The sequence below is a fragment of the Neobacillus sp. YIM B06451 genome, assembly GCF_032667185.1.
Taxonomy (GTDB): Bacteria; Bacillota; Bacilli; order Bacillales; family Cytobacillaceae; genus Bacillus_D.
This window is the reverse complement of sequence record NZ_JAVFKJ010000003.1, coordinates 151,606-176,460: the sequence shown is the minus strand read 5'-3', so window position 1 is coordinate 176,460 and position 24,855 is coordinate 151,606. Positions and strand designations below refer to the sequence as shown.

Genomic DNA, 24,855 nt, shown 5'->3' with positions numbered 1-24,855 from the left:
TAGTTAAAACTTCTTTTATCTATTTTTTTGCCCTAAATGTACGGCAGCCGCGCCACCGCTGTACGGTTTATACGAAACCTTATGGAAGCCCGCCTTCTCGAACATACTGGCAAGCTCCTTCGCTCCCGGGAAATCACGGGCGGATTCCTGGAGCCAGGAGTATTCATTATAGCTTTTCGCGAACATTTTCCCGAATAACGGCATGATGTACTTGAAATAGAAGAAATACAGCTGCCTGTACACGGGCATCGTCGGCTGTGAAGTTTCCAGGCAGACTGCGAGGCCACCCGGCTTAACAACCCTGTGCATTTCTTTTAGTACCTGCATATAATCGGGAACATTCCTGAGCCCAAAGCCAATCGTTACATAATCGAAGGCATTATCGGGAAATGGCAGCTCCATTGCATTTCCGTGTACAAGGGTAGCCTGGGTGAGATTAAGGGAGTCAATTTTTTGCTGGCCAATCTTGAGCATATTCTTGCTGAAATCCAGGCCGATAACTTCTCCATCCTTCCCAACAGATTCGGCCAGGGCAATCGTCCAGTCAGCCGTTCCGCAGCAAAGGTCAAGGGCTTTTGAGCCGGGGCGGACATTCATTCTTTTCATTGTGTCCTTCCGCCAGGCAATATGCTGCTTGAAGCTGATCACGGAATTCATTTTGTCATAATTGTCATAGATGCTTTCAAAGACCGAATGTACCCGTTCTTCTTTGGAACGTTCCATGCTCCTTAACCTTCTTCCACGAATATTTTAATTTCACCAAGCAATTCTTCCGCCCTGCTTCTTACTGCTTCATTGATGTTTTTCACGGCGTTCATCCTTTCCTTCAGTTCAATCCTCAAGGAAACGAGTTCATGGTCAAGCAGTTCGACAAGGTTACCTGAATTTCGGTTTCCGCCATGTAAATCCACTGTTTCAACGACTGCTTCCAGAGCATCAAAGAAAGGTGAGATCCCGTCACGCAAAAAATCATTTCTTTCCTTAAGAAGCCTTTTCATAAGAAGAAAGCTTTCCATAAAAGGAATCCAGGCATCCCTGCCGAAAAAGCCAGAAAATTTTGCGAGGACGGATGCCTCAATGCTTTTAATGCTATCGAGAAGCAGTCCGACCGACTTAAATTCTTTTTGGTAAAGCAGGGTTTTATGCTCATTTACTTTTTTAATCCCTCTTGAAAGGGAACGAATCATCAGGATATCATCCGATTCAGCCAAATGCTTATAATAGAGCCCACTATAATAATCTCCCGCAAGGACGGTCAACTGCCGTTCCTTCGTGCCTGCAAGGGACTGTGAATTCGTTACGTGCTCGTGAATGTCCAGGGCGATTTGTACAAGCGTGGCTGTAAGGGCATAGTTTTCCCTTTCGCGATCGGTCAAGTCCAGCCCTTCCATCGCCGAAACAAGCAACAAAAGCTTGTCGGAATCTATAATTGGAACTTGTATGTATTTTAGCAGATAGGGATGAAGGACTTTTTTTTCAATCTTGCCCTTTATCTCTGCAATTTTGCTGTTCATTTCCTGCACATTAATCACCCCGGGGTATGCCTAAGCTGCGCCAGCACTTTTGAGCGGGAAGATTTATATCCAACCGGAAAAGATCCTCCTCTCGTCCTAAACATAGCAGACATCATTATATCACAAATCTTTTTTCAATGGGGAAGTTTCCTAAAATAATAGGAGTCTCCTTGGGCAAAGCCACAAAAAACAAGAGAACGGCCTAATGGAGCCGTTCTGGGTGGAGATTATTTCCCGGGTCCGCTTTCCACTTCCCCTACACTTGTTAGGATGGCCGCTTTGCCCCTGATCTTTATTGCCGATGTGTGTTCCGTAAATTGGGCAATCATGACTTCACCTTTGTCCAGTTTTTCCGAATGGTGGAACCTTGTGTCCGTTCCCCTCGTCAAGCCGATGACGCTAACGCCGTCCTCAATCGCCTTTATGACAATGAAGTCCCCTGTTTGCTGTTCCCGTTTTTCCATTTCCATCACCTCCGACGAGCAGGTTCACTGATCAGTTATTAATAAAGGATAAAACTTCTGACCTCGCAATTGCATTTTCAACAAAAATTCCGCGGACGGCAGATGTTACTGTTTTTGATCCCGGTTTTTTAACCCCGCGCATCGTCATGCACATATGCTCCGCTTCAACGACTACCATTACACCGTGCGGTTGAAGCTTATCCATTATACTGTTAGCTATTTCGGAAGTAATTCTCTCCTGGAGCTGAGGCCGCTTCGCAACAGCCTCGACTGCCCTAGCCAATTTGCTCAGTCCGGTAACTCTTCCATTTCTCGGCAAGTAGGCAACATGCGCCTTTCCAAAAAAGGGGACAAGATGATGCTCACACATTGAGTAAAAGGGAATATCCTTTACCAGCACCAGCTCTTCGTGGTCCTCCCCGAAAATCGTCTCAAAATATTCACCGGGATTCTGGTTCATCCCGCTAAAAACCTCTTCATACATTTTTGCTACACGTTTTGGTGTATCCAATAGCCCTTCGCGGTTTGGATCCTCCCCGATTGCTTCCAGGATGGAACGGACCGCCTCCTCTATCTGGGCTTTATTTACGGTTGCCATTTGCTTAACCCCCTACTGTTATCTTGCAAGTCTACTCCATATTAGCATAACCATTTTATTGCAGGCAAAAGGATATGCTTTTTGCGATATTCTGCCGTTATCATCGCATGGGCCAGCTTTTCGTACTTGGCAAACAGGGCTTTGCGGGACATATACCCAGGCTTTGAACCATTAAAGCTATGCATGAATATAAAGAAGAAAAAGCCATGGATTCCTCCATGGCTTTTTGCGCCCAAAGCACAGATTCTATGTAATTATTTCACAGCGTCTTTGAGTTGTTTGCCCGGTTTGAATGCCGGTACCTTGCTTGCAGCGATTTCGATTTCATCGCCAGTTTGCGGGTTGCGGCCCTTACGAGCGGAGCGTTCGCGAACTTCGAAGTTTCCGAATCCGATCAAAGAAACTTTGTCGCCTTTTTTAAGAGCTTCCAAAATGGAATCAAAAACAGCATCAACCGCTTTGGTAGCATCCTTCCTTGAAAGTTCGCTAGCCTCTGCTACTGCATTGATAAGTTCTGTCTTGTTCATGCCATTCACCTCCTCCCAAATAATTTGCCCAGTGAGTAGATACTATTACTTATCTACATTTCTAAACAAATTTCATCAATTCTATACGCGAAAGCGTATTTTAATTGACAAGGCTAATCATATAGCAAGCCTTGTGGGATTTCAATTGTTTTGATAAAAAAAACTAAATGAAAACCCAATGAAATAAAGGCTTTGTGCTTTGTAAGCTAATTCTGTTAAAAGATTATCACAATCACATGTCCTAATCAAGAATATTCCTGTTAATAATGGAAATCTTTTCACTTTTTAAATAACTGGGGCTGAAAAATGTCGAATTATGTCCGATTTTCTTGGAATATTCCCTTTTGAACTGTTATTAAAACATAATGCTTTCAAAAAATCAAAAAAAAGAGAGGCCTAATTGGGCCGCTCCTATCACGTTACAATTTTTTATAAAGGCGGGAGGATAACCTGGAATTTTCCGTTTGCCAGTACTACAGAATAATGGCAATCAATCCCCCGGATCCCTCGTTTATGATCCTCTCTAGCGTTTCTTTTAATTTATATCTTGCATTATCTGGCATAAGGGATATTTTTGCATGAATCCCTTCCCTTACAATTGAACTGAGGCTCCTGCCAAAAATATCGGAGTTCCAAATGGAAAGCGGGTCATCTTCAAAGTCCTGCATCAGATAACGTACAAGCTCTTCGCTTTGTTTTTCCGTCCCGATAATCGGTGCGAATTCAGATTCCACATCGACCTTGATCATATGGATGGAAGGGGCAACAGCTTTAAGCCTTACGCCGAAGCGCGCGCCCTGACGAATGATTTCGGGTTCTTCAAGGCTCATGTCCGAAAGAGTTGGGGAGGCGATTCCATACCCGGTCTGCTTTACCATTCTGAGCGCATCCGAAATATGGTCATACTCCGCCTTGGCATGAGCGAAATCCTGCATTAGCTCAAGAAGATGGTCCTTGCCGCGGATTTCGACGCCGACGATTTCCTTCAGGATTTCATCATACAGTTCGTCCGGCGCATACAGGTCGATTTCTGCGACTCCCTGGCCCATCTCAATTCCCGCTAGCCCCGCCCTTTCGATAAAATCAAAGTCGCTGAATTGGTGTACAACCCTGTCGACATCCCTCAGCCTCTTTATGTCTTTCACTGTATCCCTGACCGCTTCCTGATAACTTTCGCGCAGCCAGTGATTCTCCCTCAAAACCATAACCCAGCTTGGAAGGTTCACATTCACCTCAAGTACCGGGAATTCATAAAGCGCTTCTCTTAGGACATTCAGTACATCAGACTCGCGCATTCCCTCCACGCTCATCGCGATGACGGGTATATCGTATTTCTCCGCAAGGCTGGACCGAAGCGCTTCAGTATTCGGATGATGCGGCTGGGCGCTGTTCACAACCATGATGAAAGGCTTGCCTACTTCCTTCAACTCATTAATGACCCTTTCCTCCGCATCAAGGTAGGATGTCCGCGGGATTTCCCCGATTGTCCCATCTGTGGTAATAACCACGCCTATTGTGGAGTGTTCCTGGATAACCTTCCTCGTACCGATCTCAGCGGCTTCATGGAAGGGAATCGGCTCTTCATACCAGGGGGTTGTAATCATCCGCGGCCCATTTTCATCCTCATACCCCTTGGCTCCCGGGACTGTATAGCCAACACAGTCAACCAGCCGGATGTTAACTTCAAGTCCCTCATCCACGTACACTGCTGCAGCCTGATTAGGGACAAATTTCGGCTCAGTGGTCATGATTGTTTTTCCGGCCGCGCTTTGCGGAAGTTCATCCATTGTCCTTGCCTTGTCCGCCTCGTTGCTCATATTGGGCAGGACAACCAGTTCCATAAACTTTTTAATAAAAGTGGATTTGCCGGTCCTTACAGCCCCGACAACTCCGAGATAAATATCGCCGCCAGTACGCTCGGCAATATCTTTAAAAATATCTACCCTTTCCAAGAGATCCCCTCCCGATCCTAGAATAAGTGGGATAATCGTATCCATTTAGGTATTGTTGGACAGTATATGTTTATGATGTTGTCCTATTGTTTTATGCTTTAGTTTAGTATTTTTATTTTTTTACCTCCTCGAATTTCCCTGTTTTTATCAGCGACACTGCAAATTAATGCAAATGGGAACCACAAAAAAACCCTTCTCCTGTAAATATATTTAACAGGAAAAGGGTTATGACTGTTAATCACGGGAATTAGAAATTTTGCTATTTTACTAGCTTTCCATGAAAACAGGCTCCCCGTTTTCGGCATCGATTGTATAGGGAAGCGAGTAGGCTGGAACAAACATCGAATCATCGGTAAGGACGGAACGAATGTCATCGCCAGGCTTGTAATCGCGGGAAGAATTTTGCAGGAACTTGTAAAGGTCACTGCTATAGTCAACATAAATTTCGCCCTCAGGGCCAATGACGAACGAGAGATTATTCTGCGTGAACGGGCTCACCACGTAAGGAGGGGTTTTATACCCCAACTTTTTAAAATCAAGGGAATACACATGTTTAGCGAGCGCTTCCTTGAATGGCGGATAGCGGTTTGCACTGATTCTCATCTTAATTTCCCGGATTTGGTCGGCTATCCGCAAATCCAGAAGCTTTACTGTCGGTTTCGTTTCAACATCGATCAGGACATATTGGAAAATTCCGCCGTTCTCAAACGCATTCCCTGGCGGTTCCTGAATATAGCGCGGTGAGATTTTTGAAAAATCAATAAGATACTTTTCATAAATCGGCGTATCGGCTTCCTTTGTTTTTATAGGCAGAATCCCGCCGTTATCCTTTTGGAAGCTTTCAACAGCAGCCTGGACCGATTCAAGTTGTTCTTTATAAGGAATTTGGTTCTTGGCAAGCTCATCGCTCGGATACATGCAGCCACCCAGGAGCAGGATCATTAAAGCCGGCAAAGCCAGTCTGGCAATTTTCATCTTTGACCAACCCTCTTTAATCATAATCGCTATTCTCCAGTAGGTCCGCTAACCACTACGAGGAATATGATAATACCTGATAAAATCATTAACGCATACGCAAATAGGGCCGAAACGAAGCGAAGAACGCCGCCTTTTAATTTATATCTGCTTAAATAGATTGTGATAATCGAAATAAACATGAACCCCATTGCGGCAAGAGAAACCCACATTTTCATTAATGCCGGTGACAAAACACATCCCCCCTTTTAACGAGAGTAATTATATCATAGCCCGGAACTGGGTGAAAGGGAACGGGCCCGCAGGCAAAAAGAAAAGAGCAAGGGGGCGATTCCTTGCTCAAAGAAAGTGACTAAAATACCCAAACACGCTCACACTACCAGTTTGATTCGTTGCATTGTATGCTGTAAAAAAAGCAAATGCATCACCAATCGCCCACGTTTCGGAATTAAATCGATTCGCTTCCATGTTCGTTCAGGATATTCGTCAAATCTTCCATCTCATGCGTTTTTCCCCGTGCCATCAACAATTCAGCGCCTTCTTTCGCGGGAAGGCCTTCGAATAAAACTTTATGCAAAGTCTCTGTAATGGGCATTTTCACCTCATATTTTGCGGCAAGCTGGTAGGCGGCCTTCGTTGTACGGACGCCCTCGACGACCATTCCCATATTATCAAGGACTTCCTCAAGTGTCTGTCCTTTCCCAAGGAGGTTTCCCGCCCTCCAGTTCCTTGAATGGACGCTTGTACACGTTACAATTAAATCTCCAATGCCCGCAAGCCCGGAAAAAGTTAATGGATTTGCTCCCATCCTCACTCCAAGCCTTGCGATTTCTGCCAGCCCTCTTGTCATCAAGGCTGCTTTCGCATTATCCCCAAAACCAAGGCCATCCGTAATGCCTGCCGCAAGGGCGATAATGTTTTTCAATGCGCCCCCGATTTCCACCCCGATAATATCGGGATTGGTGTATACCCTGAAGTTTTGATTAATGAAAAGGTCCTGTATCCTTTCTGCCTCAACCATATTTTCCGAGGATACGGTCACGGTGGTAGGGTGCCGCAGGCTCACTTCCTCCGCATGGCTAGGACCTGAAAGGACAACGATGGCGGCAAGAAGTTCAGGAGGAATTTCCTCCTTAATCATTTCCGATATGCGAAGCAAAGAATCAGGCTCGATGCCTTTGCTGACATGGACAAGTGTAAGAGGCTGTTTCCCTGTTTCCCGAATTTTCCCTGATACCTCTCTAATCGCTTTTGTAGGTACGGCAAGGATAACTGTATCCACACCTTCGAGAGCCTCTTCAATCGATGCGGTGGCATGAATGGTTTCGGGAATTGTTATCCCCGGCAAGTATCGTTTATTGGAACGAATCGTATTAATTTCCTGAACCTGCTGCGGATTATGGCTCCAAAGCTTCACTTTGTGGGAATTATCTGCAAGGACAAGGGCAAGGGCTGTTCCCCAGCTGCCCGCTCCCATGACTGCAATTTCCATTCAGATCACTACCTTTTATTTATTTTCTTTCCCTGGCATATATCCTGATTGGGGTCCCCTCAAAGCCAAATGCATCCCGTATCCTGTTCTCCAGGAACCGCTCATATGAAAAATGCATCATTTCCGGATCATTTACAAACACAACAAACGCAGGGGGCTTGACGGCCACCTGGGTAGCATAATAAATCTTCAGCCTTCGGCCTTTATCAGTTGGAGTAGGATTCATCGCCACAGCATCCATGATGATATCATTCAGGATTGTTGTCTGTACACGCATCGCATGATTTTCACTCACCATATTGATGACAGGGAGAAGCGTTTGGACCCGCTTTTTTGTCTTGGCCGAAAGGAACACAATGGGCGCGTAATCAAGGAATTGGAAATGTTCCCGAATTTTTTCTTCAAATTCCTTCATCGTCTTCTCGTCTTTTTCGATTGCGTCCCATTTATTTACGACTATGACAACTGCCCTTCCGGCTTCGTGGGCGTATCCGGCGATTTTTTTATCCTGTTCGATGATTCCCTCTTCAGCGTTCAACACGACTAGGACGACATCCGAACGTTCAATAGCCCTTAACGCCCGGAGAACACTATATTTTTCAGTGCTCTCATACACTTTCCCTTTTTTCCTCATCCCGGCGGTATCGATAATAACGTATTCCTGGCCTTCATGCACATACACTGAATCAATCGCATCGCGTGTTGTGCCTGCGATGTCGCTGACTATTACCCGTTCTTCACCAAGAAGCGCGTTTACCAGGGATGACTTTCCTACATTCGGCCTCCCAATGAGGCTGAATTTAATGGCGTCTTCCGGATACTCATCATTTTCGGATTTCGGAAAATGCTTCGCGGCCTCATCAAGCAGGTCTCCAAGCCCAAGCCCGTGTGCGCCTGAAATGGGGAACGGCTCACCGAAACCAAGAGTGTAAAAATCGTATATATCCGCCCGCATTTCGGGATTATCAATTTTATTTACTGCCAAGACAACAGGCTTTTTAGTTTTATAGAGGATTTTCGCCACTTCTTCATCGGCCGCGGTAACCCCCTCACGGCCATTTACCAAAAATATGATGACGTCCGCTTCTTCAATGGCAATTTCGGCCTGCTGCCTGATTTGCTCAATGAACGGTTCATCACCAATGTCGATTCCCCCTGTATCAATAATATTAAAGTCATGTGTCAGCCATTCGGCCGAGCTGTAAATTCTGTCCCGTGTAACTCCAGGAATGTCTTCTACAATTGAAATCCGTTCTCCGACAATCCTATTGAATATCGTTGATTTGCCAACGTTTGGGCGTCCGACAATCGCAACTGTTGGTTTTACCATTCAACTCACCCTTAACTTTACATTTTAAATTGGCAGTACACCTTTGATGTTGGTGCCAGGTATGTTTATTCCTATTAAATAAACCCTTCTGGCATGTGGAAGGGCTTAACTTAATTATAGTATCAATGATAAGGCAATAGCGCAATGAAAACATCCCTGGCCAATATAGGGAACTTGGAACCGATAACCTCATTCATCGGGAAGATTTTCTTCCTTTTTCAATTGGTTTAAGCGATGATCCGAGCCATGCAGAACATCTTTCAATCACGCTCCAACTAACCGTAACAGCGGCCACAAGCGACATTGTATCCAAAAAAGCGAATCCCCCCGCCTCAAATGGCAAAGAGTTTTTCTGAAGGACGAGAGCGTATAATATTTCTCCTTGAACCATCCCAATTACGGCTACGAGCAGCCTCCATTTAAGCGGCCCGTAGAGGATTGGCACAAGCAAAGCAAGAACGGATGCAAGGAACCATTCCTTTTTTATAATAAATACAACCGGATCGAACAGTTCAAAAAAGCTTATTGAACAATATAAAAGGGACATGGTAAAAGAACAAACAATAAAATATGCCTTTTCTTTCCCGTTTTCCCTCACTATATGGATAAGTGAGTAGAGGAAAATGCTTATCCCCCCCAAAAAGACCCTGGAATCCCCCGCTTGGAAGTGAATCGGCGATGCAATGATCGAAAGCAAGATCGCTGCCTGCAAACCCTTCATGGACCGTAGACGGCTACCAGCCAAGAACACTAAATAAACCCACGACAGCCAGGCCGCCAAATAATATAAATAACCCTCCATCATGCCTACCTCCTATCTTTACCATTATGGTAAAGGGCATGCATTTTCATACCAGGATTAATATTCTTTGTCTAACAAATAATTTACATAGTGGAGGTGATAGGTGATGGGTAAAGATAGGCAGGAAAAAAAGCTGCGGGAAAGCGGAAGGGTTCAATCCGACCGCGACCAGTCGCTTCATTACCCTGGTGCTACCGGACTTCAGACTCCGGAAGAAGCCAGGAAGCTGAATGACGGAAAGAAATAATAAAGAAAAGTTGCAAAGAAAAAGCTTCCGCATCTTCGCGGAAGCTTTTTTAAAACTTATTTTTTTAAATCCTTCAGTTTATCGCCAAGCAGTTCTCCCAATTGGAAACCTTTTGATTCCTCAGGAAGTTCATAATCCATGTTTTCTTCCGCATCCCGTTCCAATAAATCCTTGATGCTTAGGGATAGTCGCTGCTCTTTTTCGTTCACATCAAGCACCTTGACCTGGACTTCCTGGCCTTCTTTCAGAACCTCATGTGGCGTACCGATATGCTTGTGGGCGATTTGCGAAATGTGGACAAGCCCTTCCACACCAGGGAATACTTCAACGAAAGCGCCATAAGATACAAGCCTTCGGACGGTTCCAGTCAACACACTGCCCTTTGCCGCCTTTTCAGAAAGATCAGCCCATGGCCCAGGGAGTGTTTCCTTGATGGAAAGGGAAATTCGTTCATTATCACGGTCTACATTCAGAACCTTCACCTGGACCTTCTGGCCTTCCTGGACAACGTCCCCAGGTTTTTCAACATGCTCATGGGACAGCTGGGAAATATGAACAAGGCCGTCAATTCCGCCGATATCGACAAATGCCCCAAAGTCGGTAATTCTTTGGACTGTTCCTTCGATTACCTGCCCAGGCTGGATGGTTTCAAGAAGATCCTGTTTCTTTTTGCCTTTCTCTTCCTCGACAACCGCCCTGTGCGAGAGGATCAGCCTGTTCTTTTCCTTATCAAGCTCCACTATTTTAAAGGATAGTTCTTTTCCTTTATAATCTGAAAAATCCTCGACAAAATAAGCTTCTACCAGTGAAGCAGGAACAAAGCCGCGTACTCCGAGATCAACAACCAGCCCGCCCTTGACTACATCCTTTACTTCAGCGTCGAAGACTTCCCCGCTCTGGAATTTTTGCTCAAGGACATCCCATGCCTTTTCGGCGTCAACCTTGCGTTTGGATAGGATCAGGGCTTCTTCCTCTACCTTCATAACTTCAAGTTCAAGGGAATCCCCTTCCGCCACTGCATCTGAAGCTTTCTCAATATGAATGCTCGACAATTCGCTAATTGGAATGATTCCATCTAGTTTGCTGTTTTGAATATCGACAAGTACCTGTTTTTCTTCCACTTTGGTTACTTGCCCAGTCACCCTGTCTCCAACTTCAAAATTCCCGACTTCAATGTGATTCAAATCTTCCGACATATGTACTCCTCCTTAACCATTGGCTGCCCTTTGAAATATATAGATGCGGCGCATGCTGCACATGCATGCGGCGCCCATCTTAATGGCTGCGATTCCAAGAATATTCAAAAAAATATTCCTTTGTAATAACTTCTTACAAAAGGTCTTTTTTGTCAAGCGGAAACCCCTTTGTGTTCCTCAATAAGTTTGCGTATTTCCGCCATGATCAATTCAGTCGCAGCTTCCGGGGACGCTTTTTCTCCCCGTAACCGTTCCATGTCGATTGGTTTTCCGTATATAACCTTAAGCCTTTTGAATGCTTTGTACGGACCAATGATCGCACATGGTACGACATGGGCGTTTGACCTTAACGCAAAAAAGCCCGCGCCTGCCAAACCCTGGCCCAATTCTCCCGTCCTGCTTCTTGTTCCCTCAGGAAACAATCCTAAAACCTCTCCGGCTTTTAAAACTCCAAGACCCTTCCTAAGAGCCTCACGGTCGCTCATTCCCCGCTTGACGGGAAACGCGTTGCAGGCTTTGATAATATCCTTCAGGACTGGTACTGAAAAGAGTTCTTCCTTGGCCATGAAATGGACCGGCCGTGGAGCGGTGATGCCTACAACGGGTGGATCAAGGTTATTGATATGATTGGAGCAAAGCAGCACTCCGCCTTCTTTTGGGAAGTGTTCGAGTCCTTGCACTTCATACCTATAAATTGGTTTTAACGCAGTGTTTGCGACGAATCTGGCAAATGAATAAAAAGTCATCTTTTTCCCACTCTCTCTTCCACTAGCGCCATTATTCTTTCTACAACATCACTAATTGAAAGGGATGTCGTATCGATTTCAACCGCATCTTTAGCCTTAACTAGAGGAGCGACCTCCCTTTCGGAGTCAAGCTTGTCCCTCCTGGCAATTTCTTTTTTCAGAGTTTCAAGGTCGGAATCGATCCCTTTCTGAACATTTTCAGTATGGCGGCGAATAGCCCTTTCTTCCACACTTGCGAGCAGGAAAACTTTAACCTCTGCATCAGGGAGGACATGGGTACCGATATCGCGGCCATCCATGACGACGCCTCCAAATGAAGCCAATTTTTGCTGCCTGCTGACCATTTCTTCCCTAACTTTGCGGTGCATTGCTACGATGGAAACCGAGTTGGTTACATCGGAATATCGGATTTCGCTCGTAACATCTTTTCCATCCAGAAGAACGAGTTGTCCACTATCCGATGGGAGAAGTTCTATATCGCTATTCAATAGGATGCCAAGCAGGATATCTTCCTTCTCGAGATCAGCCCCCTGTTTCAGTGCTTTATATGTAAGTGCCCTGTACATAGCGCCAGTGTCGATATAAATATAAGTGAGCTTTTCCGCAACAATTTTCGCTACTGTACTTTTTCCTGCAGCGGCAGGCCCGTCAATCGCTATTGAAATTTTCTTATCCATGTTTCCTCCTGTTACCGTTCTGAAGCTCATTTGTGCACGATTCCCGGTTTTCCTTTTTTGCCTTCAATAATCCATTCTACCATATAATGAATGAATGCTCTTTTAAAATGCGATATTTTTTCCGAGGCAATCCTCACCACCCGGAACAACCCTTTATAGTAGTTAGCTATCTTTCCGGGCAGCATAATGCGGGCAATAGAAAAAGGCAGGAATCACCTGCCCTTACTTTTCACGGAAAACTTCAAGCATGTCTGAATGGTTCATTTTACCTGTTCCCTCGTATTGGGTGATTGTTTTTAACTCGGGCAAAATGCCAAATCGGTGGATGAAGATTTGGGCAATCAAAAGAAAGATGAACTGCGCGACCGCTGCCTTGATAAGAATCCGTTCCGCAAACTTCATAAAACTCCACTCCTAATTCCACAAGGTTTATACGCGGGCGAAATTTCAGCTAGACTGCGTCATCAAACATTTCCTCCGCATTTTTCATCTTATCCACCCTTTCCTCTTCTCCCGTGGCGGCATTAATGAAAACCCTGTACGTATCGTCACCCAGTGTTCCCAGGAATTCAAAGCATAATACTTCGCGGTTAAAGTCGTTCAGTATGATTGCCTGCCTCTCTTCCATGATTTTTACTTTCGGGTTTATTTTCTTTCTGGCTTCGTTGATATCCATTGCCGGACTTTTGAGTTCCCGGACAGTCCTGGCCTTTAAATAATCGTCTGCAGCAAGCCCTACAGGCAAGCCATTATCGAGAGCAACTTTTATTTTTATTGATTCTGGATAAATTCTTACATTTCCCTGCTTTGTTACAAAGGTAAACACTCCGAGGTTATCGTATTGCGCACTCTCGGACAAAACGAGTGATTGGTAGTTATTTTCCTTTAGAAACTCAGCTGCTCTGTTAGCGGCCTCATTCAAGGAAATCTTTTGTTTGCCAACCGGACGGTTGTTCAGGAACCAAACCGGATAGCCTCCTTTTTTTGTGATATCCATGCTTGCTTCCATTCCGGTTTGGCTGTTTTTGGCTGACACAGTGTAAAAACCATAACGAGAGCCCTTCCCATTTTCGGATACTTTCGTCTTCGCCTTTCCGTCAAACCCAATATACTTTCGAGCTGTCGCGACTGCCTGCGCTTTTGTTATTTTCTTCCCAGGAAGGTTGCTGAAATTGCTGTCCTTCTCTTTCAGACTGACAAATTCGGGGCCAAAATCAGTATCTTCGTACCCGGAAACGGTTTTTTCGACCACCTTGAATCCGTCAATGATTGTATTGTCTGAGTTCTCTTTTCCTGAAGCAAGGGCAAGCTCAACATCCATCCAGCGTAAATTGTTTTTAAGTGCCAGATGCTGAACTTCCCTTAGTTCTCCCTGAATATCAGCCGATTGCTTATAAAGGGTTTGGAGTGCCTTGTATTCCTTGTCGTTCAAAGGTTTTTTGTCTAGGTCCCGCACGGCGGTCCTGTAACTGAATTCACCGACATTGGAGAGAAATTCCTCCGTCTTGTTAAATGGCATGAGCGATAGCGGAAGCTGGCCAACATTTTGGCTTGCCTCCGAAGTGATTCGCCATACTTCGGCTAGGGAAGGGGAAAGCGATTTGCGTGAATTCATCGCAAGGGTGGTCCCCAGCTTGTCATTCAGCAAATCAACCCTGTATGATAATTCATGGAAAGCCTGCTGATAATTGTTTTCAGCGTTTATAAGGACTGCGTTTTTCTCCTTCCTTTCCTGATACCCCCAGTAGGCCGTACCAGCAAGGCCAATTGCCAGCAGCACGATAACGATGTTTCTAACCATTTCCGCTCACCTCTTATTTACAGAATATATGCCTTCCGATCCGCTTGATTTGCGGCCTCGACCAGATCCACTTGCTTGTAGCAGTATCAGGATTAAAATAATACAATGCATTGCCTGTTGGGTCCCAGCCGTTAATCGCGTCAAGGACCGCCTTTCGTGCAGTTTCATTGGGTGTAAGCCAGATTTGGCCATCAGCAACAGCTGTGAATGCGAGAGGCTCAAAGATTACCCCCGAGACAGTGTTAGGAAACGATGAGCTTTCAAGCCTGTTCAAAATGACAGCCGCGACAGCAACCTGCCCTTCATACGGCTCTCCCCTCGCTTCCCCATAGACCGCGTTGGACATAAGTTTAATGTCGTTTTGCGAAAAGCCATTCGGGACATTCGCCGCTTTCGGCTTGGCCGATGCCTGTTTTTTCGCCCCTCCACGCGGCATGTTCTTAGTTGCCTTAACAAGTTTTGCCTTTGTGTCGCTCCCTGCAAGCCCATCTACAGGAAGGCCAAATTCGTATTGGAAATTCCTAAGCGCCCAATACGTGCTCCAGCCAAAGACCCCGTCAATCTCTTTCGTATAAAAACCGATAAATTTAAGCCGAGATTGCAACTCTATTACATCCTGGCCCACTGCGCCATGCTGGATTACTTGGGGGCTGAAGGCTTCCGCTTTTTCCGCATTCAATAGAAACACTGGAATGATAAGCGTACATATAAACAGACGGGCAAGGAATAACTTTCTTATCTTCACGATTCATACCTCCAAATGCTTTTCATTTTCCATTAAGGCTATTTTCTGTTTAAAAGGGAGTTTTATTCAATAAAAGGGCAGGTTTGGAAAATGGAAGAAAGATTCTATTTCCTATGCTCCAAAAATCATGCAAGCTCATTGTTTTTCGAAACATAAAAAAGCCCCTTCATGGTGTATGAAGAGACTTTTCCGAATTGTATTGTTTTTTCAAATGCACGGCGCTGGCAGCCCTTGCCTTTTTGACTTTTCGGAGGCCAAGCCACCATAAGAAAATCATAAAAGGCATGATGTAATACAGCCAATCCTCCTTGGCCATCAGGATATAATCATACGAGCCATGCAGAAAAACAGGGATAAAAAGTGAAAACCATATCCACTTCGAGGTTCGTTTTTCACTGAACTTGCTTTTACCGATATAGTAGCCCATTATTACACCGAAAAGGGCATGGCTTGGAACAGGAAGAAGGGCCCGGCCGATCGCATACTCAACCCCATTTCCAATTAGGTAAAAAATATTCTCAACGGAAGCAAATCCAAGGGAAACAGCAGCGCCATAAACGATTCCATCGAATGGTTCATCAAAAGCGATGTGCTGGTATATCACATAATAGAGTATAAACCACTTAAAAAACTCCTCGAATAAACCAGCGGAAATGTAAGCCTGTGTCCAGCCATCAGACAGGACATTTTCGGTTTGCAGGACATGTTGCAGGAACATAATCGGAAAAACCAGCAGGGCCCCGAACATGAAAGCCCTGAAAACAACCGGTATAGGTTCGGACTCAACTTCATCCTTTAAATAAAAGTAACTTAACAACGCCAGGCCGGGTGCAATCCCGGCAGAAAAGATCACCAGCATGCACTGCCCTCTTTTCTAAATGGACGGGGATCATTCCCCTTTTCCTTTCATGGTACCACGGCTCAGCCGGAAAGAAAATGGAATTATTAGCAATGCCCATCCTCTTTTCCTAAAATACAATCTTGGTTTCGCCGCTGGCAAGTGCTACAGCCAGTTTAATCCGCGCTTTTTTCGAATCATTGTCGCTCCCAAGGATAGCCCCCTTGGTAACAAGGTCAAAGGCGCTGCCCTTGTAATCATAAGTAGGATAAACCGCCCCCTCTTCCGCGCTTGTCGTAATGACAACGATAATGCCGGAATCAATTGCCTTTTCAATTTCATCCATCATTAGCGGGGCTACCTGGCCTCTTCCGACCCCTTCAAGGACTATCCCTTTAGCGCCGCTCTCTCTTGCAGCCTTGATAAATGTGCCGTCGCCGCCGATATAACATTTAACGATGTCAATCCGGGGGATGCCATCCAATAGTTTATAAACCTCCCTTTTTAATGGTTTCTGGTAAATGAATACCTCATCGTTATCAATGATTCCTAAATAGCCGAAACCGAATGAGTTGAAGCCCTGTATATTGGAAGCATGCTCTTTTTTCACATACCGTGCAGCGAATATCCTTTCATTGAATACGACAACTGTCCCGACATCTGACAAATCGGGCGAGCAGGCCGAATAGATGGCATGCCGTAAATTAATGAAGACATCGCTGCCCAAATCTTCCGGGGAACGCTGGGATCCGGTCACGACCACTGGGCGGCTGTCGTCCACGGTCAAGTCAAGAAAATAAGCAGTTTCTTCAAGTGTATCCGTACCATGTGTAACGACTACCCCTGCAACTGATTCATCCTTAAAGTAATGCTCAATCTTATCCTTTAAATAAACGAGGTCCCTAAAGGTGATATGCATGCTTGCCTTTTGGAAGACGGACTCCACAACCACCTCAATATCTTCCGGCAGGTTGCACATTTCCACGAGTTCTTCGCCGGTCAATTCCCCAGATGCTAGCTTACCGGATGTTTTATTCGGTTTGCTTGCAATCGTACCACCTGTTGTTAACAAAACTACCTTTCTCATCCCATCACCCTGCGTTCTAAATTTTTTAAAAGTATGCTAGAAAAAACATTAACGCTGATCTCTCCGGGAAATCTCCTCTGCAATAACTCCGCCGTGGAACCGTCCATTTTCAATGAATATTTCATTCGCATTGTTTCCAGCAGCAATAACTCCTGCAATAAATATTCCCCGAATATTTGTCTCCATTGTTTCTGGATTAAAATGTGGCCTTCCGGTTTCAGGATCGATAGCGACTCCAATGCTTCTCAAGAAGCCATGGTCCGGGCGGTAGCCGGTCATTGCAAAAACAAAATCATTGCGGATTGAATGGAGATCATTCCCCTTCTCATATATGACCGAATCCTCCGTTATTTCCTTAATGTAGGCGTCAAATTCCATTCGGATTGAACCATTGCGGACAAGTGACTCGAATTCAGGGAGAATCCATGGCTTAATGCTTGGCGAATAGGAACTCCCCCGATACAGGACTGTAACCCTTGCACCGGCTTTATTTAGTTCGATCGCCGCGTCAACACTGGAGTTCTTGCCTCCAATCACACAAACATCCATATCAAAATAGGGATGCCCCTCTTTAAAATAATGGAATACTTTAGGGAGATTCTCTCCCGGGATCCCAATCATATTCGGGTTGTCATAATAGCCTGTTGCGATTATGACATAAGGTGTTTCATAAGTTGTTTTGGTTGTTTCAACAATATAGTAATCCCCTGATGGAACAATTTTTTCTACTTTTTCGAAGGAATGGATTCTGAGCCCCTTCCTTTTAACAACTTCCCGGTAATACACGAGTGCCTGAAGGCGCACCGGTTTATAATTCTCTGTAATGAAAGGGACGTCCCCGATTTCAAGCTTCTCGCTTGTACTGAAGAAGGTTTGGTGGGTTGGATAGTTATAAATGGAATTTACGATATTTCCTTTTTCTATAATCAAAGGGTTTTTTCCTGTTTCTTTTAACGATATTGCGGCTGCCAGACCACAGGGCCCTCCCCCGATGATAATTACGTCTTCTTTATTCATGGTGGTCACTCCAATCAATTATCACGAAATAAAAAATCTCCCATCATATTATGATAGGAGATTTCCAGGCAAGTTTCAATGTTGAGGAATCAGCCAGTGGCCAGGGATTAAATCCAACCCCTGAATCGGCTCGCTTCGGCCATTTTCCTCACACCGACCATATATGCCGCTAGGCGCATGTCCACCCTGCGGTTTTGGGAGGTCTCATAAATGTTTTCAAACGACTTGACCATTACCTTTTCCAATTTCTCTTCAATTTCTTCTTCAGACCAGTAATAACCCTGGTTATTCTGGACCCACTCGAAGTAGGAAACAGTTACCCCACCAGCGGAAGCAAGGACGTCAGGTACGAGAAGAATCCCACGCTCTGTAAGGATTTCTGTAGCTTCCAGGGTGGTTGGGCCGTTTGCTGCCTCAACCACGATGCTTGCGCGAATATTGTGAGCGTTTTCGTCGGTAATCTGGTTCTCGATTGCTGCCGGAACCAAAATATCACAGTCAAGCTCAAGCAATTCCTTGTTTGTGATTGTATTATTGAAAAGCTTTGTAACGGTACCAAAGCTGTCGCGGCGATCAAGCAAATAATCAATATCTAGACCATTTGGGTCATAAAGGGCACCGTAAGCATCAGAGATACCAATGATTTTTGCCCCGGCATCATGCATGAACTTCGATAGAAAACTTCCCGCATTTCCAAATCCCTGGACAACAACCCTTGCGCCGACAAGGTCAATCCCTCTCTTTTTGGCCGCCTCGCGGATGCAGATTGTTACACCCTTGGCTGTTGCAGATTCCCGTCCGTGGGAGCCCCCAAGCACAATCGGCTTCCCGGTTATGAATCCCGGAGAGTTGAATTCGTCTATACGGCTATATTCATCCATCATCCAAGCCATGATTTGTGAGTTCGTAAATACATCCGGTGCAGGGATATCCTTTGTTGGGCCAACGATTTGGCTAATGGCTCTTACATAACCACGGCTCAATCTTTCAAGTTCCCTGAATGACATGACACGGGGATCACAGATGATTCCACCCTTGCCCCCACCGTATGGAAGGTCGACAATTCCACATTTAAGGCTCATCCAAATTGAAAGGGCTTTTACTTCTTTCTCTGTTACATTCGGATGGAAACGGATTCCTCCCTTAGTAGGGCCAACCGCGTCGTTATGCTGAGCCCTGTATCCAGTAAATATTTTAGTAGAGCCATCATCCATGCGAACCGGAATCTTAACTGTCATCATTCTGATAGGCTCTTTTAAAAGCTCGAATACCTCTTCTGGGTAACCCAGTTTTTCCAACGCTTTGTGGATTACCGTTTGCGTTGATTTCAGTACATCATGCTTTTCAAGATTAATGCTTTCATTACCATTCCCCGCTGCCATTTGTAAACCTCCTAAGATATCACTGCTCGAAAGTTCTTGGCTTTCATGACATAGTATACACGTTTAGTCAATTATTGCAAGGACTAAAAAAGGTATTTCGGCCTTGTTTAACAGGAGGATTGAAAGCGCTATAAAGCTGTAGATACAAGCAATCACAGCAGTTTCGCGGGATAGATTCATAGTTCCGTGAAAAGCCGATATCAATCTCTTAAAAATGACTAATTTATGAATATTTATAGATCGGTGTTTTCAACCTATACTTCCAAAAGACAAAACTGCAAAAAAAATAGCCGGCCCAAAACAGGTTGCCGCCTATCGAAAATACTTAAGAATTGTTTCCACCGCATTTTCCTTCATAATCGGGTTTCCGTATTCCTCAAGAAAATGAGGGCTAAGAATAGAAGCGTTCCCATATTCGGCCATTATCGAAGCGTGCCGTTCAGCGTCATTGGGGGACACATCAAACAGCAAATAGTATTTACCCCTCATGGAATACAGGCTGCCGCCTCCAGCGGATAGCAATGAAAGCCGTCTTGCAAGTTGAATGACTTCTTCAATCCCTTCGAACTCAAACAGAAATTTCTCATATCCCTCTACTGTTACTTGCATTTCAATAAACCCGTCATATAGATATTCTTCTTCCACATTCCCATTAACCGTAATAATCATAACCATACCCTGGGCCTGGAGCGAAAATACTTCGACTGCGACGGCACCCTGGATGTCAAGATCCAATTCCAGGCTGGCTTCGTCAAGCAAATCCTGAAATAGCTGCCGCCATTTTAATGTATCCTTCAATATATCATCCTTGGACAAGCCTCTTTCGAAAAGGTCATCCGAAGTGATAAAAATCTTTATTTTATTCGATGTTAAACGTTCAAGACGCATGCTCCCGCCCCCTGCCATGAACTCTTATTTCAGTTTATGTCAGCGCAGGTGGTTGGTGAATGGTTTATCGGGGATTAACAATAACTGGGGTTGTAGTGCACTCAGTTTTTGATATCCCCCTTTAACATTTCCAGCCGTTCATTTAGCCATTCTTCCCATTCTCCCGGAGTTTCGCCAAGATAAAGCGGAAGAACGGAATTATCAGTATTTTGGTCCGCGGTATTTCGGAACCCATCCCCTATAGCCCCTATCATAATTCCAGGAACCAATTCTTCCCAACCATATGACAGGTCTAAGATCCTTTCGGCGCCGCTTTCTGTCTCGCAGGAAAAAACGACAATGCGGGGGTCTGTTTCCGTTAACGCTCCGTCGATTTCATCCTCGGCAATGCCGGGGCCCAAATAGATCACCATAAACCCTTTCAACCTTAGAAAAGCGGCGAGCATCAATAAACACACGTCATTTTGTTCACCCGGAGCGCATAAAAGCAGTACTATCGGCATTAACCTGTTGCCGCTTGCCACCAGTGCCATTCTCTCGATCCTTGAACGAATAAGAGCCCTTCCGAAAAGGAAGCAAGCATTGTTCAGGCTTCCCTTTCGCAAAGCCCCTTCCATATCCAATAAAAGTGGGTGAAAGATATTGGACAGGCAGGTTTCAAAAGTATATTCGCTTAAGCAGGCATCAATGGTCCGGTGGGCACTCCTATCATCAAAAATACGAAATGCGTCCAACAAATTATTTCTATATTCCTCCAACTGGCCGCCGGGACGTTTGCCTATCCTTTGGGCTACCGGCTGCTGCCCAAGATGAGCCACAGCCTGGCCGACTGTAAATCCCTGGCCAATCATCGCTTTTATTTCCCGCAAAAGCTCAACCTGGCTTTCCGAATAGAGGCGGTGTCCCGATGCGCTTCTTCCTGGAGAAATCATTCCATATCGCCTTTCCCACGCTCTAAGTGTGCCAGGCTGAATCCCAAGAAGTTTTGAAACGGCTTTAATATTGTATTTCCCATCCCTTACTGGCAATTCATACTCCCCCGTTCACACCAAATCGAAAATCTTCTTCGGCAATTTTGAGAAACCTTATTTAAGATTTCTTTTCCTTCCTGCCATGCTTTAAAGTGATTAGATGGCATTCTGGACGGACCCCCAGCCTTAGCGGGACGCCTGTTGTTCCATATCCGTTGCTTATAAGCCTTACAACACCACCAACTGTATCAATTCCGCCTTTTCTATACGGGCCGAGCCCAAAAATCCGAATTTGTCCCCCATGCGTATGCCCGCTAAGCAAAAATGAAATGCCATCTTCCGGCTTTATTTTATCGATAATTTTTGGGTTATGGCTCGCAAGAATTGTAAAACAACCTCGTTCAGCGTCCATCAAAGCGAAATCAAGCCTGTCCTTTTTAAGGCCCGCGTCGTCCACCCCAAGCAGCGCAACCTTCTCACCTTCCGAGGATTCAAACATCACGGCGGTGTTATCTAGGATTTTTACCTTCATATCGAGCAACATCGCATCAAGGTCCCGATAGTTGCTTTCATAATCATTATTGCCCCATACAAAATAAACAGGGCCAATGGTCCGGAGCTTCTCGATGTTTGATTTGACCCGGTCAAGCGGAACGCCTTTTTCCATCAAGTCCCCGCCAATAATGACGATATCGGCCTTCCCTTTCGCCTCGGACACAATTGAATCCGCGATCCGCCTTCGATGGATATCTGATATGAAAAAAATTGTTAATGTGCCAAACGATTTCGGAAAATCTCCAAATTTCAGTTCTTGTTTTGCAACATGATTGCCGAATGCCAGGCTAGCCATATACAGAAGGAGGAAGACTCCTGCAGCCGCGGTCGCCGCTAACGCGTATAATGCCAATTCCCTTCAGCTCCCTCCAGAAATTCTATGCGTACATTGAAATAATACCATAAACGAGGCTGGAGCCGAAGAGAACTACCGTATGCACTGGGGATAAAACAAACAGAACGGCAAAAACAAGAAAAATGCCAAGTATGCCGGTAAAGGCAGGAAGGGAATATTTCTTCTTATCCCTTTTCGAGCCATTTCTGGTCAGGAATGGCTTTAACAACAACCAATTTGCCGTAAGAACTGAAAAGAATGCAATTGCGGCCGCGAGAAATTCGACGGGGCTTAGGATGAGGCCCATTACGAAAACATGCGCATAAAACGGGCTCCCTATCTCAACCCATTCGATGAAAAGGTACCCGCCAATAAACGATGCAGACAACTGTAGGAATGCAGCAATCATAGAAAAACCCCCCCATACCAACGTATGAGGGGCCATCCTGCAACTTGCATAGCGCTAAGCATCTTCGTGGATATTTAAAATCCTGAAACCGTGTTCCTCCAACTTTTTAATGAACTTGTCAATATTATCTTTTTTTTCAACCTTCATGACAATCCTTCTCACCAATTTATCGGTTTCGTCAAAGGTTACCAGTGAAATGATATGTTCATGGAATTGATGCGCGATTTCAGCCAATCGGGCTATCCTTCCTTCTGTCTCAACTGAAGTAAAGGCTATCCTGACTCCCGGCTGATTCATCCCGAATGCGCTTTGGAATTGTTCCAGAACATCATACCGTGTGACGGCGCCAAGAAATTTCATCTCTTTGTCGACAATGGCCAAAAGCGGAAAATTCCTTAGCTTCATTAGTGTATGTTCGAAAATCTCACCGCCTTCAAGAAACTCATCCTGATGTGTTGCGATTTCCGATATTCTAGTTTCCTCCAAAAATTTGTCCTTTTGCTCGCCTGAAAGAAAAAATTGTTCATATATCCTGTATCGTGTAATGATTCCGGCATATTGATCGCCATCCAAAACGGGTAAACCATCAATTTGTTGCTCCTCAAGTAGTTGAAGCGCGTCTTTTACACGATTGCCGGCTTGAATCGTTTGGCATTTGAACCTTGGAATCATAATGCTTTTGACAAACATCCTAATCACCCCGTAAATAATTATCTTTACCTCTATATACTTCAACACCTTCTTCTTTAAACCCTTTTCGGCCCGAAATTCATTCTCAGAAAATTGTTTCATGCATTTGAAGACTGCCGATAAGAGTGTGTCGTGAGCTTACCTCCTTAATCGTGAAGCCGTCCATTTGGGACTGCAAGGTGAGTTTTTGGTGATCCTTATTAAGAACGGGAGTGATGAGAGGATCGTTTTGGACAAAAATAAAACAGCCAAGCGGCTGTTCCTACTTTTTTTCATGATACAGGTTTATATCGAACTCTCTTTTCATCATTTCAAAGACTATATGCCTTGATTTCCATTCGTCTTCCTTTTTCCAAAGGTCTTTGCTTCGGTCGACAATTTCGCATCTAAGGTCATGATATTCTTTTTCTTTTTTATCACGCTGTTCTTTTAACATTATCATCAATCCGTAAAGTGAAACCGTCCCAACGAGAAAGTACACACTGGCGCTTTTTCGGACAAATGCGGAAAACATTGCATAGAACGAATAGGAATATTCCTGGATGACCCCAGTATAAAGATAAACCAAAAAAGCTGAGGCCATTGCAATGGTAGCGAAAATGGCCATGTGGTGCCTCGATTTCGCTTTTTCAAATTTCCTTTTCCTCTTCACTACATTTTCGAGCATTTGCCTTGTGGCATTATCAGTCCGATGGTCGAGCATTTTGATTGAGTTCTCCATCCTTCATCTCCCATTCCCTGGTTTTGGCCACTGCAATTTCGGTTCTTGTTACGGAAGAACCTACTACAATGTATGTGCCTGTCCCAAGCAGTATGCGTTCGAAAGAATCCCGAGAGCTAAAGGTACCTTTTATCAGTGGCGACTTGCCAACTTTAAGACGAAAAAACAGCCGCTTGGGCGGCTGTTTAGTTTAACGGTATTTTCAAAGATTGGCCCACTTTGATTTCATTTCCGACAATGCCATTTGCTTCCCTGATTTTTACGATTCCATCCTTAGAATTGTAGTACATCATAGCAATTCTGAATAACGTTTCTCCAGGCTTGACGGTATGGTATTTCACATTTCCTACTGAAGTTCCGGTTTTCTGGCTCTTTCCTTCCCCCGCACTTGGGCCTTCAGAATTACTTGAATCCTTTCCTGGCACAGGCGTTTTTTCAGAAGAAGCATTCCCTCCGGAAGAAGCGTTATTTTCCGCTCGATCCTGGCCATCCCCATTATCTTCTCCATCATTAGGAGTTTCCAGTTGTCCGGATTTTTCACCCATGCCTTCTTCCTTGTTATTATCTCCTTCATCAGCCGGTGTCCCCACCTGTTCGGGTTGGTCGTTATCTTCAAAATCTACAGTTTCAATACCGCCGTTTTCCGTTGAGTTCGCTGTTTTGTTTCCTTCCAAATTGGATATTACAGCGAAAACAGTCAGGGGAAACAATACAAAAAACAGCACTAACAGGCGGATAACCGGATATTTAAGCTTGAGTCTCGTTTTCTTTTTCCTGTTTTGATGGACCCTTGACCTTGGCGGCAGCTTGGCTGGCTCACCGGTTTCCGGCTTTACCCTATCTATTTTTTGCCGGTGCTTTTCAACCTGTTCAAGATATGGATCTCTCTTTTTCATA

Annotated in this window: 29 protein-coding genes; 1 reads left to right on the top strand and 28 read right to left on the bottom strand. The window is 44.8% G+C overall.

Annotated features, from left to right (window positions below):
* Positions 1 to 15: 15 nt before the first annotated feature.
* The 11 genes from RB160_RS08370 to RB160_RS08320 form a co-directional block, all read right to left on the bottom strand.
* Positions 16 to 723 (bottom strand): demethylmenaquinone methyltransferase, encoded by a 708-nt coding sequence (locus tag RB160_RS08370; protein ID WP_316569787.1) that lies wholly within the window; start codon positions 721 to 723, stop codon positions 16 to 18.
* Positions 724 to 728: 5 nt separating this feature from the next.
* The gene (locus tag RB160_RS08365) at positions 729 to 1,514 is read right to left on the bottom strand and encodes a heptaprenyl diphosphate synthase component 1 (RefSeq protein WP_316570043.1); all 786 of its coding nucleotides are present in this window, start codon (positions 1,512 to 1,514) and stop codon (positions 729 to 731) included.
* A gap of 227 nt (positions 1,515 to 1,741) precedes the next feature.
* Positions 1,742 to 1,978, bottom strand: a complete 237-nt coding sequence (gene mtrB, locus RB160_RS08360) for a trp RNA-binding attenuation protein MtrB (RefSeq protein WP_316569786.1) — start codon at positions 1,976 to 1,978, stop codon at positions 1,742 to 1,744.
* A gap of 31 nt (positions 1,979 to 2,009) precedes the next feature.
* Entirely contained in the window at positions 2,010 to 2,576 is a 567-nt protein-coding gene (folE, locus tag RB160_RS08355) for a GTP cyclohydrolase I FolE (protein WP_316569785.1), read from the bottom strand.
* A 254-nt stretch (positions 2,577 to 2,830) separates the two neighbouring features.
* Complete coding sequence (locus RB160_RS08350; protein ID WP_316569784.1) at positions 2,831 to 3,103, bottom strand: HU family DNA-binding protein; 273 nt, start codon at positions 3,101 to 3,103, stop codon at positions 2,831 to 2,833.
* A gap of 473 nt (positions 3,104 to 3,576) precedes the next feature.
* A complete protein-coding gene (gene spoIVA / locus RB160_RS08345) occupies positions 3,577 to 5,055 on the bottom strand; it encodes a stage IV sporulation protein A (RefSeq protein ID WP_053366965.1) in 1,479 nt (492 codons plus the stop codon).
* 267 nt (positions 5,056 to 5,322) lie between these two features.
* Positions 5,323 to 6,054, bottom strand: a complete 732-nt coding sequence (locus RB160_RS08340; RefSeq protein ID WP_316569783.1) for a hypothetical protein — start codon at positions 6,052 to 6,054, stop codon at positions 5,323 to 5,325.
* Between the two features lie 5 nt (positions 6,055 to 6,059).
* On the bottom strand, positions 6,060 to 6,263 hold the full coding sequence (locus RB160_RS08335) for a DUF2768 domain-containing protein (RefSeq protein ID WP_316569782.1): 204 nt from the start codon (positions 6,261 to 6,263) through the stop codon (positions 6,060 to 6,062).
* A gap of 215 nt (positions 6,264 to 6,478) precedes the next feature.
* On the bottom strand, positions 6,479 to 7,522 hold the full coding sequence (locus RB160_RS08330; RefSeq protein ID WP_316569781.1) for an NAD(P)H-dependent glycerol-3-phosphate dehydrogenase: 1,044 nt from the start codon (positions 7,520 to 7,522) through the stop codon (positions 6,479 to 6,481).
* A gap of 19 nt (positions 7,523 to 7,541) precedes the next feature.
* Positions 7,542 to 8,852 (bottom strand): ribosome biogenesis GTPase Der, encoded by a 1,311-nt coding sequence (gene der / locus RB160_RS08325; protein ID WP_316569780.1) that lies wholly within the window; start codon positions 8,850 to 8,852, stop codon positions 7,542 to 7,544.
* A 193-nt stretch (positions 8,853 to 9,045) separates the two neighbouring features.
* Positions 9,046 to 9,657 (bottom strand): YphA family membrane protein, encoded by a 612-nt coding sequence (locus tag RB160_RS08320; protein WP_316569779.1) that lies wholly within the window; start codon positions 9,655 to 9,657, stop codon positions 9,046 to 9,048.
* Between the two features lie 103 nt (positions 9,658 to 9,760).
* Here RB160_RS08320 and RB160_RS08315 point away from each other — a divergent pair, with 103 nt between their 5' ends.
* Positions 9,761 to 9,901, top strand: coding sequence for a YpzI family protein (locus RB160_RS08315; RefSeq protein WP_316569778.1), 141 nt, complete (start codon positions 9,761 to 9,763; stop codon positions 9,899 to 9,901).
* A 56-nt stretch (positions 9,902 to 9,957) separates the two neighbouring features.
* On the opposite strand, the gene rpsA is transcribed toward RB160_RS08315, so the two are convergent.
* From rpsA to RB160_RS08230, 17 genes are all read right to left on the bottom strand, one after another.
* The gene (gene rpsA, locus RB160_RS08310) at positions 9,958 to 11,097 is read right to left on the bottom strand and encodes a 30S ribosomal protein S1 (protein ID WP_316569777.1); all 1,140 of its coding nucleotides are present in this window, start codon (positions 11,095 to 11,097) and stop codon (positions 9,958 to 9,960) included.
* Positions 11,098 to 11,249: 152 nt separating this feature from the next.
* Positions 11,250 to 11,843 carry a lysophospholipid acyltransferase family protein gene (locus tag RB160_RS08305; protein WP_316569776.1) on the bottom strand — a complete coding sequence of 198 codons (594 nt, stop codon included), beginning with the start codon at positions 11,841 to 11,843 and terminating at the stop codon, positions 11,250 to 11,252.
* The gene (gene cmk, locus RB160_RS08300; protein WP_316569775.1) at positions 11,840 to 12,520 is read right to left on the bottom strand and encodes a (d)CMP kinase; all 681 of its coding nucleotides are present in this window, start codon (positions 12,518 to 12,520) and stop codon (positions 11,840 to 11,842) included. The genes RB160_RS08305 and cmk overlap by 4 nt, the downstream gene beginning before the upstream one ends.
* 222 nt (positions 12,521 to 12,742) lie before the next feature.
* Positions 12,743 to 12,922, bottom strand: coding sequence for a YpfB family protein (locus RB160_RS08295; protein ID WP_316569774.1), 180 nt, complete (start codon positions 12,920 to 12,922; stop codon positions 12,743 to 12,745).
* Between the two features lie 49 nt (positions 12,923 to 12,971).
* Entirely contained in the window at positions 12,972 to 14,321 is a 1,350-nt protein-coding gene (gene ypeB / locus RB160_RS08290; RefSeq protein ID WP_316569773.1) for a germination protein YpeB, read from the bottom strand.
* A gap of 13 nt (positions 14,322 to 14,334) precedes the next feature.
* Positions 14,335 to 15,036, bottom strand: coding sequence for a spore cortex-lytic enzyme (gene sleB / locus RB160_RS08285; RefSeq protein WP_316570042.1), 702 nt, complete (start codon positions 15,034 to 15,036; stop codon positions 14,335 to 14,337).
* Positions 15,037 to 15,232: 196 nt separating this feature from the next.
* Complete coding sequence (gene prsW / locus RB160_RS08280) at positions 15,233 to 15,925, bottom strand: glutamic-type intramembrane protease PrsW (RefSeq protein WP_316569772.1); 693 nt, start codon at positions 15,923 to 15,925, stop codon at positions 15,233 to 15,235.
* Positions 15,926 to 16,034: 109 nt separating this feature from the next.
* Complete coding sequence (locus tag RB160_RS08275) at positions 16,035 to 16,991, bottom strand: asparaginase (protein WP_316569771.1); 957 nt, start codon at positions 16,989 to 16,991, stop codon at positions 16,035 to 16,037.
* A 48-nt stretch (positions 16,992 to 17,039) separates the two neighbouring features.
* Entirely contained in the window at positions 17,040 to 18,008 is a 969-nt protein-coding gene (locus RB160_RS08270; protein WP_316569770.1) for a YpdA family putative bacillithiol disulfide reductase, read from the bottom strand.
* A 107-nt stretch (positions 18,009 to 18,115) separates the two neighbouring features.
* The gene (locus RB160_RS08265) at positions 18,116 to 19,390 is read right to left on the bottom strand and encodes a Glu/Leu/Phe/Val family dehydrogenase (RefSeq protein ID WP_316569769.1); all 1,275 of its coding nucleotides are present in this window, start codon (positions 19,388 to 19,390) and stop codon (positions 18,116 to 18,118) included.
* 312 nt (positions 19,391 to 19,702) lie between these two features.
* On the bottom strand, positions 19,703 to 20,278 hold the full coding sequence (locus RB160_RS08260; RefSeq protein ID WP_316569768.1) for an adaptor protein MecA: 576 nt from the start codon (positions 20,276 to 20,278) through the stop codon (positions 19,703 to 19,705).
* 101 nt (positions 20,279 to 20,379) lie between these two features.
* The gene (locus tag RB160_RS08255; protein WP_316569767.1) at positions 20,380 to 21,306 is read right to left on the bottom strand and encodes a MerR family transcriptional regulator; all 927 of its coding nucleotides are present in this window, start codon (positions 21,304 to 21,306) and stop codon (positions 20,380 to 20,382) included.
* Positions 21,307 to 21,367: 61 nt separating this feature from the next.
* Entirely contained in the window at positions 21,368 to 22,099 is a 732-nt protein-coding gene (locus RB160_RS08250; RefSeq protein WP_316570041.1) for a metallophosphoesterase, read from the bottom strand.
* An 82-nt stretch (positions 22,100 to 22,181) separates the two neighbouring features.
* Entirely contained in the window at positions 22,182 to 22,547 is a 366-nt protein-coding gene (locus RB160_RS08245; RefSeq protein ID WP_316569766.1) for a hypothetical protein, read from the bottom strand.
* Positions 22,548 to 22,601: 54 nt separating this feature from the next.
* Positions 22,602 to 23,237: a CBS domain-containing protein gene (locus RB160_RS08240; RefSeq protein ID WP_316569765.1), complete on the bottom strand. Its 636-nt coding sequence runs from the start codon at positions 23,235 to 23,237 to the stop codon at positions 22,602 to 22,604.
* A 262-nt stretch (positions 23,238 to 23,499) separates the two neighbouring features.
* Positions 23,500 to 23,958 (bottom strand): YpbF family protein, encoded by a 459-nt coding sequence (locus RB160_RS08235; protein ID WP_316569764.1) that lies wholly within the window; start codon positions 23,956 to 23,958, stop codon positions 23,500 to 23,502.
* Positions 23,959 to 24,143: 185 nt separating this feature from the next.
* Positions 24,144 to 24,854 carry a LysM peptidoglycan-binding domain-containing protein gene (locus RB160_RS08230; protein WP_316569763.1) on the bottom strand — a complete coding sequence of 237 codons (711 nt, stop codon included), beginning with the start codon at positions 24,852 to 24,854 and terminating at the stop codon, positions 24,144 to 24,146.
* Position 24,855: the final 1 nt, after the last annotated feature.